The sequence below is a fragment of the Acetobacter papayae genome, assembly GCF_047721125.1.
GTDB lineage: Bacteria > Pseudomonadota > Alphaproteobacteria > Acetobacterales > Acetobacteraceae > Acetobacter > Acetobacter papayae.
In genome coordinates, this window is the sequence record NZ_JBDNWF010000024.1 from 22491 (window position 1) to 35557 (window position 13067).

A 13067-nucleotide genomic window follows, 5' to 3' on the forward strand; every position below is an offset into this window, starting at 1 on the left:
TCCATCCGCTCAGGAAACGAAAACAATGGTTTTGTTGCCGTTCATGATTGTACGCATTTCAATATGGTAACGCACTGCACGCGCCAGCACGCGCCGCTCGATATCACGCCCCTTGCGGATCAGGTCATCGGGGCTATCCGCATGGGAAATCCGCTCCACGTCCTGTTCGATAATCGGGCCTTCGTCCAGGTCACGCGTAACATAATGCGCGGTGGCACCAATAAGTTTCACGCCGCGTTCATAAGCCTGATGGTAAGGGCGTGCGCCCTTGAAACCGGGCAGGAAGGAATGGTGGATGTTAATGCACCGGCCTGAAAGAGCCGCCGCCATGTCGTTGGAGAGAATCTGCATATAGCGCGCGAGCACGACCAGATCGGCACCGCTTTCCTCCACCACGGCAAGAATGCGCGCTTCCTGCTCGGCCTTCGTGTCCTTGGTGATCGGCAGATAGTGGAAAGGAATGCCGTAAAAATCGATATCCTTATAGGTTTCTTCAGTATGGTTGGCGATAATACCAACAGGTTCGATCGGCAGTTCGCCAATACGCCAGCGGTAGAGCAGATCCACCAGACAGTGATCGAACTTGGAAACCATGATCACGACCTTGGGGCGGTAGGACTGGCAGTTCAGCCGGTAATCCATGCCGAATTCCCCGGCCATGGCATCCACCAGCACACGCACCTCGGCCTCGGTAGTCTTGCCTTTGACGATATCGAACATGATCCGCATGAAAAAACTGCCGCTACCCACATCATCATACTGCTGGGCTTCGGTAATATTCGCGCCGGCTTCATACAGCGTCTGACTGAGTGCCGCGACAATACCCGGTCGGTTAGGGCAACTCAGGGTCAGGATATAGCCTTTGGCATTGGGAGACAGTGTCGACATGCGTCTTTGATCCATTTCCTAGGAAAGTGCGCCATTCATAGCGACATGAAGATCATGAAACAGGCTTTCCGCAAAGCTGCGGAAGACAAGAAACTCGTACGTAACCGGGTTTCGTGCAACCTGCCTGAGAATAACCGGAATATGCCCCGCCAGTGTCAGGGCCACATGGCCCGGCTCAAACACCGCGTCATGCAGGTCCACGGGCACGAGGCGACCTGCCACCTCACGCGCCTGCGGGCCAGACAGCAGCAGGCTGGTGCGGCTGTCACTCTGGCTGGTCAGGGCGCAGACATCGCCACAGCAGGCACGCAGGCGCGCCATCAGCCCCTCGCCTTCGGCTGTGCCGCCGGGGCCTGCGAACGCCAGCCACTGGGTGGGGCCGCACCAGACAAACACCACCTGCCCATCTGCCGTTGATACGGCGCGGGGCTGTTCGGGCAGATCCACCCCGAAAGCTTCACGCACCCGCTCCACCAGTGCGGCCCGCCCACCCCCGGCAAACGCGCCGAGGCTGACAGCCTCACCCATGGGGGCCAGAGCCAGCACCGTATCACCAACCCGCACGGGGTCGGCACTCACGGGGGGCTGGGCAAACAGAGACTCAACCATGCACACGCGCTCCCTCGGGATCGACAAAGACAGGGGAAACCACACGGGCCCGGACAACCGTGCCCGCCAGCGGATTATGCAGGGCCACGATCTCGCCATGCCGCGCCGGGCCGTTGGACAGCAGGCCAAGCCCGATCCATGACCCCAGCGTGGGAGAAAACGCCGCCGATGATACCCAGCCCTGATCCGACGCCGCCGTAGCGGCAGCACCATCAGGCAGCAGATGCGCGCCCGCCACAACCTGCTCCGCCGGGTTAAGCGGTTGCAGGCCCACAAGGGTTGGCCGCGCGGGGTCTGTCAGGGCCGCACGCTGCGCCATGTGTTTACCAATAAAGTCCTTGCGGGTGGACAGCATGCGCCCCATGCCCAGATCATGCGCTGTGGTCTGGCCATTGAGTTCCGGCCCAGCGGGGTGACCTTTTTCGATACGCATGACGCCCAGCGCCTCGGTACCATAGGGGGCGATACCATAGGGTGCCCCCACCTCCATCAACCTGCGGACCAGAGCATCGCCATAACGGGCAGGCACGGCCAGTTCGTAGGCCAACTCGCCAGAAAAGGACAGGCGGAACAGCCGCGCCGGAACGCCGCCGCACACACTGACCTCCCCCGCCGCCATATAGGGAAAAGCCTCGTTGGAGAGGTCAAAGGCCGGGTCCACCACATGGCTCAGCACGGCCCGTGCCTGCGGTCCCGCTACGGCAATCTGTGCCCATTCATCCGTTACGGAAATGAACTGCACATCCAGTTCCGGCCACAGCCACTGGTGGCAGAATTCCAGATGCGCCATGACTCCCCCCGCATTAGCGGTGGTGGTAGTCATGACATAATGGGTCTCGCCCAGCCGGGCGGTAGTGCCATCGTCATAGGCAAAGCCGTCCTCACGCAGCATCAGGCCGTAGCGCGCACGCCCGACCGGCAGCTTTTTCCAAGCGTTGACATAAACACGCTCCAGAAACTCCGCCGCATCCGGCCCCTGAATGTCGATCTTGCCAAGGGTTGTGACATCGCAGAACCCGACGGCCTCACGCACAGTGCGCACCTCGCGGTTGACTGTCTGCAACCAGTCCGTCTCACCCGGACGGGGGTACCACTGCGCGCGCTGCCACAGCCCGTTGGCCGTAAACACAGCCCCCTGACTTTCCGCCCACTGATGGGTGGGGGGCAGACGGGCTGGCTTGAAATGCCGCCCGCGATGCGCACCGGCCAGCGCGCCAATCGCCACCGGCTGGGTGGGGGGGCGAATAAGCGTGGTGCCGGTCTGCCCAATAGCGCGCTGCGTAATTTCGGCCAGCAGAGCAATGGCATTGACGTTGGATGTCTTGCCCTGATCGGTTGCCATGCCCAGCGTGGTGTAGCGCTTGAGATGCTCGACCGACACAAACCCTTCACGCGCGGCCAGCGCGACATCCTTGGCCGTGACATCGTTCTGGAAGTCGACAAAAGCCTTGGCCCACCGGCCTGAAGGCACGCCTGCCAGCGCGTGAAACAGCGGAGCAATGGCGCTGGATTCGGCCTCGGCTACGGGCAAAGCGGGCTGATCCGCCTCAAAACCGCAGACTTGCGCGGCCCGTACACCGGCCTGCGCCCCATCGCGCAACGCTCCGGCCGTGCTAAAGACCCCGGCGGCTGCACCGGCCACCACCATGCCGGGAGGCAGGGCGGCAGGCAGGAACGCGCACAATGTCTCATCATAAACCGGGCGCATGCCCTGATGCGTGGTCAGCGCGATATTGGGCGACCACCCGCCTGACATGGCCACCAGATCGCACGCAAAGCGCTGCTCGCGGCCTTGTGCATCGCGCACGCTCACGCCGCTGACAGCCAGACGGCCCTGCACGGCGCTGACCGCCCCACCGGGCACGAACGGCACGCCACAGGCCTGCGCCACCTGTGCGCCCTGCCCTTCACCCGCGGGCCGCGAATCCACGATCGCCGCAACCGACACCCCGGCCCGCGCCAGATCAAGCGCGGTGCGCAGGCCATCATCATTACAGGTATAGACAACCGCCCGCCGTCCCGGCGCTACGCCAAAGCGGTTCAGATAGGTCCGTACCGCCCCTGCGAGCATGACACCCGGCGTGTCGTTACCCGGAAACACGATAGGGCGTTCAACCGCACCAGCCGCCACAACGCACTGCTGCGCCACAATACGCCACAGACGCTGACGGGGCTGCCCTTTTACAGGCTGGGGCTGATGATCGGCCACCCGTTCCAGCGCGCCATAGGTGCCACCATCATAAGTGCCGAACACGCAGGTGCGTTCCATAATGCGCACTTCGGGCAGGGCTTCCAGCGCCGCGCGCGCCTGCTCGGCCCAGCGCCATGCGGGCGCGCCATCAAGCTGCCTGTGCTCGGCCCGCAGGCGGCCACCTGTCAGGCTGTCTTCCTCGCACAGGATCACCCGCGCGCCGGACCGACCAGCGGCAAGGGCCGCCGCCAGCCCCGCCGGACCGCTGCCCACCACCAGCACATCGCAAAATGCCGTGGCTTTTTCATACTGGTCGGGGTCGGCCTCGTCCGCTGCGCGCCCCAGCCCCGCTGCACGGCGGATCAGGGGTTCGTATACTTTCTCCCAGAAAGCAGCAGGCCACATGAAGGTCTTGTAATAGAACCCCGCCCCCAGCACCGAAGAAAACAGACTGTTCAGCCCCAGCGCGTCAAACCCGAGGCTGGGCCAGCGGTTCTGGCTGGCGGCGGACAGGCCATCATACAGCTCCGCCACCGTGGCGCGTGTATTGGGCTCGCGCCGGGGGCCGGTGCGCAGTTCCACCAGTGCGTTAGGTTCTTCCGGCCCGGCAGACAGAATGCCGCGCGGACGATGATATTTGAAAGACCGGCCCGCCAGCCGCACACCATGAGCCAGCAGGGCAGAGGCCAGCGTATCGCCCGGGTGGCCCGTATACTGCCGCCCGTCAAACGTGAAGCGGATCGTCCGCCCCGTATCGATACCATTGCCGCCCGCCACACGGTGCGGCTGCGCGCCCGAAATCGGGGAAGAAGACATACCGGCGTCCGTCATGCCGCGCCCTCCTTGTGTTCAGCCTCATGTTCAGCCTGCGCCACCGCCCGTGCCGCGCGCACGTCGGAAACCAGATGTGTGCGCGTATCGCGCGTTACCACCAGCCATGAGCGGCACCCCACACCATGGTACCAGAGTTCCTGATGGAGCCCGGCAGGGTTGTCGCGCAGATAAACATAATCCACCCACGCGGCATCACCGGCCTCTGCGGCCGGGCGGCGCACCGTGGCATCGCCCCGGTAGGTAAATTCCTCAACTCCGCGCGAACCGCAGAAAGGACAGGTCAGACGCATGGAAACCTCAATGCAGGTTGGGCTGTGCGCCCATGCCTTTTTCATCTATCACCGCGCCGCGCGCGAAACGGTCGAGCCGGTAGGCTGTCGCCACGGGGTGCGGCTCATCACGGGCGAGCAGGTGGGCAAAACACAGGCCCGATGCCGGCGTGGCCTTGAACCCGCCGTAACACCAGCCCGCGTTCAGGTAGAGCCCCTGCACCGGCGTATGGTCGATAATGGGGCTGCCATCCATGGACATATCCATGATCCCGCCCCAGTGCCGCAGCAGGCGCACGCGCCCGATACGCGGCATAAGCGCCATGCCGCCTTCGCACACATCCTCAATCACGGGCAGGTTGCCGCGCTGGGCGTAGGAGTTATAGCCGTCGATATCACCACCAAAGACCAGCCCGCCCTTGTCAGACTGGCTGATATAAAAATGCCCGGCCCCGAAGGTTACCACACCGTCAATAAACGGCTTGATCCCTTCGCTGACAAACGCCTGCAGCACATGGCTTTCAATCGGCAGGCGCAGGCCCGCCATGGCCGCCACCCGTGAGGAATTACCAGCACAGGCCAGCCCCAGCTTGCCAGCGCCAATAAAGCCGCGCGTGGTTTCCACCCCCACGGCCCGCCCGCCTTCAAGGCGAATACCCGTGACCTCGCAGTTTTCGATAATATCCACGCCCAGCCTGTCCGCCGCACGGGCATAGCCCCACGCCACGGCATCATGCCGCACCGTGCCACCGCGCCGCTGCAACAGCCCACCCCGGATGGGAAAGCGCGCATCGTCAAAATTCAGGAACGGCACCATGGCGCGCACCGCCTGCGCATCGAGCAGTTCGGCATCCACACCATGCAGGCGCATGGCGTTGCCGCGGCGGATATACGCCCCGCGCTGGGCATCGTTATGAAACAGGTTCAGCACGCCGCGCTGGCTCACCATCGCATTGTAATTGATGTCCTGCTCCAGCCCTTCCCACAGCTTCATGGCGCATTCATAGAACGGCTCGTTACCGGGCAGGAGATAGTTCGAACGCACAATAGTGGTATTGCGCCCGACATTGCCGCCGCCGATCCAGCCTTTTTCCACCACGGCTATGCGCTTTCCGCCATAGCGCCGTGCCAGATAATAGGCCGTGGCCAGCCCATGCCCGCCACCGCCCACGATCACGTAATCATAGGTAGGGGCCGGGGTTGCCTTGCGCCAGGCCGGTTTCCAGCCCGTATTGCCGCGCATGGCCTCGCGCAGCAACGCAAACAGGGAGTAACGATCAGTTTGCATGATAAATCCGCTCTTTGCTCTGTTTTCACCCTTACGGAGCGTTCGCGCTTGAGACAGCATAAATTTTTCTTATAATACGACCATGGCCATAGCAGACCTTCCGTTTGACCTGTCATCGCTGACCGTATTTCTGGCCGTGTGCGACAATGGCAGCATGGCGGCCGCCGCACGGTCGCTAAAAGTAACCCAGCCCGCCATTTCACAAACCATAGCCGATCTGGAAAACCGCCTTGGCACGACATTGTTTGATCGCAATGTCCGCCCTCTGGCGTTAACCCCTTCAGGCACGGTGCTACGCCAGTACGCGCAAAGCATGCTGGCCGAAGTGCGGTTGGTGGCCACGGGCATACAGAAAATGCGCCTTGGGCGTGTGCCGCAATTGCGTATGGGGGTGGTGGACTCACTGGCCCGCGCCCTTTCCACCTCCATTTCCGACTTCATGCACGAGCGGGTGGGACGGCTGATCGTACATGCGGGCCTGACGGAAACCCACGCCACAGCCCTGCTGACCCGCCAGATCGACTGCGTGATCGGGGTGGATGAAATGGAGGATGTTTCCGGTCTGGAGCGCTGGCCCCTGTTCGAGGAACCCTACCTGCTGCTGTACCCCGAGCAGGAAACCCCACCGCGCGACACGCAGGAACTCAGGGACTTTCTGGGCCAGCACCCATTCGTCCGCTTCTCGCAGCGTTCACGCACGGGGGCGGAAATCGAGCGCTTTTTGCGCCGCCTGCGTATTGATGTGCCTTTCCAGCAGGAGTTCGACCTGCCTTATGGCGTTTATGCCACCTGCCGCAACCGGGGCGTTGCCATTACCACCCCGCTCTGCCTGTATGAGGCGGGTTACACCCAAGGCTGTGGTCTGGCCTGCCACCCGCTACCAAGCCCGACTTTCCACCGGCGGCTGACGCTTGTGGTGCGGCGGCGTGAGTTCGGTCGTTTTCCGCTTGATCTGGCGCTGTTCCTGCGTGAACAGCTCAAGCAGGACGTCATGCCCGCACTCGGTGGGCTGTTTCCCGCTTTTGTGGAGCAGATGCGCGTACTGAGCTAGCCAACCCGCAATGTGGGTGCTGGCGGGATGGTGCGCATGGAGCTGACGATTTCAGGCAGCTTGTCAGCGCAGAGTCTCCCCAGATCCGGGTGGAAGCTCCGCCCGCTCTCTTTATGCAGATACTCCTGCAAACGCGGGACTGACCACGGCGCCTTGTACCGCCTGCGGGATGCACAGGCATCGATCGTGTCGGCCAAAGAGACGATACGAACCAGTTGGGGAATACTGTCCCCCTTCAGCCCCAGCGGGTAGCCGGTACCATCCCAATGCTCATGGTGCATCAGGATTGTATCGAGCACATCCTGCGTGAAGTCGTGATCATACCACTGGGTTACAGCCAGCCCGAGCAAAGGGTGGCGCTGCACCGTTTTTTTCTCATCAGCGGTCAGGCGTCTGGGAGCCTGAAGAATCTCGTTGGGAATAAGCAGCTTGCCAGTATCGTGCAGCTCCCCGGCCATTTTCAGGGTTGCACGGTCGATCGTGTTGATCCCCGCCAGATCAGCAATGGTCTGCGCCACGTGGCCGACCCTGAACCCGTGCCCCTCATCCATATCCGCCACCTGACGAATAAATTCTGGGAAGGGCAGTGTCTTGGGGGGCAGTGCGTGCTCCGACCAAGCCCCGGTCTCATGATCCCCTGACATTACTGGCTATCCTTGATGCCGCTCTCTTTCGGCTATTACCGGAAAAGATTATCCCGCCCACACAAGGGACCAGAGCGGGCTGCGGTCTGAAATTCTTAAAAAAGTCTTAAAACTCTATCGTTTACTCGACTGAAGGCGGGTTGCCACTGTGCCATCGGATGACATTTCAAGCAACCATAACAATGCCGCTGCCGCCTAAAAAATGCCATAAACCCACCCATGCGGGGCGTTACTGCGTTTCCAGCACCTGCGCGACAACAATCCGGTTCCGGCCCTGCGCCTTGGCCGTATAAAGCGCCTGATCAGCCTGATTGATCAGAGCGCGGACATTGGTCTGCCCATGCAGGGTTGTCACCCCACCCGATACACTCACCCGGACCTGCTGCTCGGAACGAAGGGTTACAGGCAGATGGCTGATAGCCAGGCGAATCCGCTCGGCACATTTGCGGGCGGCCTCGACATCGGTTTCTGTCAGGACAACCAGAAACTCCTCGCCACCATAACGGAAGACATAATCATTCACCCGCAGGGATGACGTAATCGTGTTGGCGACGAAGCAGAGAATCTCATCCCCCGCCAGATGCCCGAAGGTATCATTGATCGACTTGAAATTATCGATATCAAACAGAACGATGCTGAAATGCTTGTTCTTGGACAGCGCGAAGGAAATTTCGTTCTGCACCACCACATCGAGAAACCGCCGGTTGAGCACCTTCGTCAGCGGGTCGCGGCCGGTCTCTATCTGCTCGATGTTATGGAAAATACTTTCCATCAGGAAAACAATTTTTCGAATACTTCTGTGCAGGGATGCAACAAACCGCTCGGGTAATACTCCCTCATCCCGGATGGCCGTGAGCTGCGTATCGAGCGCTTCGATCTCGCGCTGGATCTGCACGAACTCGGAGCGACCATTGAACAGGTTTCGGCCTTTATGCGTAAACCACAGACCAAAATCGGAATCTTCAAGATTATAAAGATCCTGAAACCTGTTTTCACATAAGGAGCGCATCGTTTCCATGCACCATGTGAAAAATGTCCGTGCCTGGGTCTCTTTTTCGAAACTCAGATCCTGACCAATGGAAACAAGGCGCAGGGCCTCGTTATCCTCGACCATTTTACGAAAGCTTTTTTCATAGGAGCGCATGATGAACTTGAACGCGAAGTCCATCATCCCCCCGGCATACAGGATCAAGCCCGAGCGATCAAAACCACCGGCCTCATCCTGCGTAAACAGGCCAAGGATCTGCTTTTTCAGAATATAGAAACCATACGCCACAATATGGGTGGGAATTTCCAGTCGGGCATAGCTCGCCCCCAGCCGCATCTGTATCTTGCACAGGCGTGCCACATGGTCGGGCGTGGCGGAAAAGAGGGTGACCAGATAGTAATACAGGCTCCGCTTGAGCGATTTCTGGATACTGTCCTTTTCTAGGAAATCCGCCACATCGGCATGCTGAAGCAGGGCCTCGCAAAAGAACGCCACACAGGCCTGCCCCTGCGCCTCGACCCGCCGCCTGACATGTTCACGCTCGTCCTGTGGTGCCTGAAGAATAATGTCGCGCCACTGTTCCTGCGGCGTGAGGTAGATGAAATTCTTGTCCATAATATCTGGTATGCCTCGCAAAGCTCCACGCCACAGTGAAAGTGAAGGCACTTTCGCGTCACGAAAACAGACACGCGTGGAACCGCCAAAATTTTCTTTTATCTGCGTATGGTCTGTCTTTTCCAAAGAACCATACGACTACCGACCGCACTCGCCTTCCGGGCTGATACTAGCACACAGCCCCCGGCCCGCAACGGGAATCCCCACCGGGCGGGCCGACCAGCCAGAAAGCGGCCCCGCGCACGGCACGATCAGGCTGAACGTGGCTGATAGGCAACAGTTCCCGCCAATATGGCCTTCTGGTGGCTTTTTACCGCCTCCCGTTATTGCGAATCATTCGTAGCACCTCTATCGCCATGAGTGCGAATGATTATCATATTTGAATGGAACCCCTCATTATGGCTGTCTCACGATTGAACGCCCATCTGCACAAAGCCCCGCTGGCCCTTGGTCTGGCCCTTGGGTGTCACGCATGGTCGGCTTTCGCTGATGAACAGCCCGCCGCCACAAAAAAGAACACCCTGCCTGATACAAGCAGCCAGACCAGCACCAATGCGCCCAGCGCCAACCTGTCCAATGCCGGGGGCAAAGGCCCCAAGACCACCACCCGCAAAGATGGTTCGCATGTGGAGGAATGGGTTGTAACCGCCTCCCCCATGAACACGCTGCACACGCCCATCGGGCTGAGCCGCATGCCGGATGACGTGCTGCACACACCGCAGACCATCGACGTAGTGCCGCAGATCGTCATGCAGCAGCAAAACGTGAAATCACTTGATGAGGCACTGAAGAATGTGCCCGGCATTACCGCCTCCGTGGGTGAGGGCGAAGGCGGTATGTCGGGTGACCAGTTCCTGATCCGTGGCTTTGCCGCCAATAACGACATTTATGAAAACGGCCTTCGTGACTTTGGGGTTTATACCCGCGACAGCTTCGATTACGAGCGTGTGGTTGTCATCAAGGGGCCGTCTTCACAGGTGTTCGGCAATGGCACAACGGGGGGTGCAATCAACGTTGTTACCAAAACCCCTACCGCCAAAAACCATTATCGCGCCTCGTTCTCGGGCGGGAGCGGCAACTATTATCGCGGCACGCTTGATATCAACCACAAGATTACCGACACCATCGCCTTCCGCCTGACTGGCATGGGCAATGAAAACGACATGATCGGTCGCAATGCTGTCTATTCGCACCGCTGGGGTATTGCGCCATCAATCATTTTCGGTCTTGGAAAAAAGCTTAATTATACCGTTGAATATTTTCACCAGACTGATAACCGCCTACCCGATTACGGCGTGCCTATGGTCAAGGACCCCAAGGCTGCCTATAGCGCACCGGCCACCGAATATGGCGTAAACCGCACCAACTGGTATGGCACCACGCTTGATGCCGACAATTCCAGCGTGGATATGCTGACCGGCCGCCTGCAGTGGGAAGCCAACCGCTTCATCACCATCTCCAACGACACGCGCGGCGGCCTGTATAGCCGGTATTTCTCCGCTTCGGGTGTTGGATGCACCGGCAGTAAACTGTGGGATAATAACGGCCAACTGAGCAATTCAAGCCCGGCCGGAGTTGTAATAAAAAACAACTGTAGCGACGCTCTATTCGGCGGTAACGCAGCAGCAGCCAAGATTTCCCGAACGGGTGGTGTATTCGGACCCAATCCGTACCAGCAGGATGACTGGTCTGTGCAAAACGTGCTGTCTGCCATTGCCAAGTTCAATACCGGCCGCATCCGCCACCAGATGCTGGGCGGGCTTGATATCATGCATGTCTATGACCAGCGCAAGAACTACGCCTACAACAACCCCGTTGCCCGGCAATACGTCAACCTGCTCGACCCCTCGGCCTATGTTCCGGGTCTTTCCGTCATTGATGGCAACTCGGACCCCGGTCATCTGGTCAACACCAAAACCGCTGGCCAGAAGCTTTGGAAAAAGGGCGATGCCACCGATATCGGCCTGTTCCTGTCTGAACAGGCATGGGTAACCCCATGGTTTTCCATCCGGGCCGGGCTGCGCTGGGACCACTGGAGCAGCAATTACAGCATGACCGGCGGCAAGGGCGCTGATGTGTACATGGGCCAGACCCAGGACACCATCAACCCCAATGTCAGCCTGATGTACACCCCCAACGACCACGCCATGGTGTATTTCACATGGTCTGAATCCACCACGCCGCTGGGCCTGTATGTCACCAACAGTTCCGAACCCCTGACGACCAACAACCAGAAACTGCAGCCCGAGCGCAGCAGGCTGTATGAACTGGGTGCAAAATACTCGGCTTTTCATGACCGCATCGGTTTCACGGCCTCGGTGTTCCGTCTGGAAAAAAGCAATGCCACCATGCAAGATTCCAGCGTCAGCGGCGGGATTATTTCCTCGGGTGACTCCCAGCGCAATCAGGGGCTTGAACTCAGCGTTTCTGGCCAGATCCTGCGTAACTGGAACATGATTGCCACCTATGCCCGCTATGACAGCATCACCACCGGCGGTACGGCAGCGGATATCGGCAAGCAGCTCCAGTACGTGCCGCGCAATCAGGCGACCGTGTGGACGACTTACGAAATCGCCCCCTCCTCCTCTTACAACCTGCTTGTGGGCGGCGGCATGACATGGCGTGAAGGCGTGTTTGTGGACCCGGCCAACACCGGACGCGTGCCCGCCAACGTGGAATTCGATACCGTGATCTCGCACCGTTTCGACAACCACTGGAAAGTGGCCATGAACGGCTACAATCTGGCCAACCGCCTGAACTACAGCAACCTGTTCAGCGATCGCGTCACGCCGTCCATCGGTCGGGCGTTCCTGTTCAACCTGTCGGCTGATTACTGAGCCACAGATCAACGATTACGGAACCGGGCTTCCCGCTCGGTTCCGTCAGTCCAAAGCGCCACAATGTCCCGCTCCTTTCTCTCCCGCCTGTTTTCCCGCAAGCGCCGCAAAGCGCCTACCCCGCCCATTATCCTGCCTGAATCCGTGCAGGCCATTTACGAGCGGGCCTGTCGGGGCCACCATCTTGATCAGGTTCTGTGGGGCAAGGCGCTCCTCAAAAGCAGCTTTGTACCACCAGACCATGAGCAGGCGCTCATCTGGTTCACCATGGCGGCCAACGCTGGATATGGCCCGGCCTCCAACATGCTGGGCCGATGCCACCATTTTGGCTGGGGCGTGCCCAAGAGCTTCGAACAGGCGGCCATCTACTACGCACAGGCTGCGGAACAGAACGACGAGTGGGGGCGCTACAATCTCGGTATTCTGACACTCCGCGGGCTGGGCATGCCGCAAAACCTGCCGCGGGCGTTCTCGCTATTCGCCAAGGCCGCGCAGAACGGCCACGCCAAGTCCATGAATATTCTCGCCCGTTTTTACGAGGAAGGCTGGACAGTCCCCCCCGACCCCGAGCGCGCCCGCGCCCTATACCGCGCCTCGGCCGAAGGGGGCGATTACCGTGGCTGCCACAACCACGCCACCGTACTGACCCAGAAAGGCGCATGGCAGGAGGCCCTGCACTGGTGGACACAGGCCCAGCCCCACGCCACCTCCGATATCCTGCTGGCTATGGAACGCAGCCTGAGCGCGCTGATAGCCCTGCCACCACGCAGTACCACGCCACCCGAACACCCCCCCCCCCCCCCCACGTGTTTGGACGCAACCCCCCCCCCCCCCGCTTGACACGTGCGCCCCC

Annotated in this window: 10 protein-coding genes; 3 read left to right on the forward strand and 7 right to left on the reverse strand. The window is 60.2% G+C overall.

The window, feature by feature from the left end; genetic code table 11:
• Positions 1-9 precede the first annotated feature (9 nt).
• From purU to ABF757_RS08495, 5 genes are read right to left on the reverse strand one after another with little or no spacing between them, the layout of a single operon-like run.
• The gene (purU, locus tag ABF757_RS08475) at positions 10-888 is read right to left on the reverse strand and encodes a formyltetrahydrofolate deformylase (RefSeq protein ID WP_035370973.1); all 879 of its coding nucleotides are present in this window, start codon (positions 886-888) and stop codon (positions 10-12) included.
• Between the two features lie 18 nt (positions 889-906).
• Positions 907-1497: a sarcosine oxidase subunit gamma gene (locus ABF757_RS08480; protein ID WP_415481785.1), complete on the reverse strand. Its 591-nt coding sequence runs from the start codon at positions 1495-1497 to the stop codon at positions 907-909.
• The gene (locus ABF757_RS08485) at positions 1490-4519 is read right to left on the reverse strand and encodes a sarcosine oxidase subunit alpha family protein (RefSeq protein WP_415481786.1); all 3030 of its coding nucleotides are present in this window, start codon (positions 4517-4519) and stop codon (positions 1490-1492) included. Before ABF757_RS08485 ends, ABF757_RS08480 begins: the two co-directional genes overlap by 8 nt.
• The gene (locus ABF757_RS08490; protein ID WP_415481787.1) at positions 4516-4812 is read right to left on the reverse strand and encodes a sarcosine oxidase subunit delta; all 297 of its coding nucleotides are present in this window, start codon (positions 4810-4812) and stop codon (positions 4516-4518) included. The genes ABF757_RS08485 and ABF757_RS08490 overlap by 4 nt, the downstream gene beginning before the upstream one ends.
• Positions 4813-4819: 7 nt before the next feature.
• Entirely contained in the window at positions 4820-6079 is a 1260-nt protein-coding gene (locus ABF757_RS08495) for a sarcosine oxidase subunit beta family protein (protein ID WP_415481788.1), read from the reverse strand.
• Between the two features lie 82 nt (positions 6080-6161).
• Between ABF757_RS08495 and ABF757_RS08500 the strand changes: the two genes are divergently transcribed.
• Complete coding sequence (locus ABF757_RS08500; RefSeq protein ID WP_025861447.1) at positions 6162-7130, forward strand: LysR family transcriptional regulator; 969 nt, start codon at positions 6162-6164, stop codon at positions 7128-7130.
• On the opposite strand, the gene ABF757_RS08505 is transcribed toward ABF757_RS08500, so the two are convergent.
• Positions 7127-7774 carry an HD-GYP domain-containing protein gene (locus ABF757_RS08505; RefSeq protein WP_025861446.1) on the reverse strand — a complete coding sequence of 216 codons (648 nt, stop codon included), beginning with the start codon at positions 7772-7774 and terminating at the stop codon, positions 7127-7129. The genes ABF757_RS08500 and ABF757_RS08505 overlap by 4 nt on opposite strands.
• 229 nt (positions 7775-8003) lie before the next feature.
• Complete coding sequence (locus ABF757_RS08510; protein WP_415481790.1) at positions 8004-9377, reverse strand: GGDEF domain-containing protein; 1374 nt, start codon at positions 9375-9377, stop codon at positions 8004-8006.
• Between the two features lie 398 nt (positions 9378-9775).
• Between ABF757_RS08510 and ABF757_RS08515 the strand changes: the two genes are divergently transcribed.
• Positions 9776-12214, forward strand: a complete 2439-nt coding sequence (locus ABF757_RS08515; protein WP_415481792.1) for a TonB-dependent receptor — start codon at positions 9776-9778, stop codon at positions 12212-12214.
• A 63-nt stretch (positions 12215-12277) separates the two neighbouring features.
• Positions 12278-13054, forward strand: a complete 777-nt coding sequence (locus ABF757_RS08520) for a tetratricopeptide repeat protein (RefSeq protein WP_415481793.1) — start codon at positions 12278-12280, stop codon at positions 13052-13054.
• Positions 13055-13067 lie beyond the last annotated feature (13 nt).

What these genes read in the sequence shown, in the direction of transcription:
- purU (WP_035370973.1), bottom strand. Translation starts at nt 888, where the DNA reads ATGTCGACACTGTCTCCCAATGCCAAAGGCTATATCCTGACCCTGAGT.
- ABF757_RS08480 (WP_415481785.1), bottom strand. Translation starts at nt 1,497, where the DNA reads ATGGTTGAGTCTCTGTTTGCCCAGCCCCCCGTGAGTGCCGACCCCGTG.
- ABF757_RS08485 (WP_415481786.1), bottom strand. Translation starts at nt 4,519, where the DNA reads ATGACGGACGCCGGTATGTCTTCTTCCCCGATTTCGGGCGCGCAGCCG.
- ABF757_RS08490 (WP_415481787.1), bottom strand. Translation starts at nt 4,812, where the DNA reads ATGCGTCTGACCTGTCCTTTCTGCGGTTCGCGCGGAGTTGAGGAATTT.
- ABF757_RS08495 (WP_415481788.1), bottom strand. Translation starts at nt 6,079, where the DNA reads ATGCAAACTGATCGTTACTCCCTGTTTGCGTTGCTGCGCGAGGCCATG.
- ABF757_RS08500 (WP_025861447.1), top strand. Translation starts at nt 6,162, where the DNA reads ATGGCCATAGCAGACCTTCCGTTTGACCTGTCATCGCTGACCGTATTT.
- ABF757_RS08505 (WP_025861446.1), bottom strand. Translation starts at nt 7,774, where the DNA reads ATGTCAGGGGATCATGAGACCGGGGCTTGGTCGGAGCACGCACTGCCC.
- ABF757_RS08510 (WP_415481790.1), bottom strand. Translation starts at nt 9,377, where the DNA reads ATGGACAAGAATTTCATCTACCTCACGCCGCAGGAACAGTGGCGCGAC.
- ABF757_RS08515 (WP_415481792.1), top strand. Translation starts at nt 9,776, where the DNA reads ATGGCTGTCTCACGATTGAACGCCCATCTGCACAAAGCCCCGCTGGCC.
- ABF757_RS08520 (WP_415481793.1), top strand. Translation starts at nt 12,278, where the DNA reads ATGTCCCGCTCCTTTCTCTCCCGCCTGTTTTCCCGCAAGCGCCGCAAA.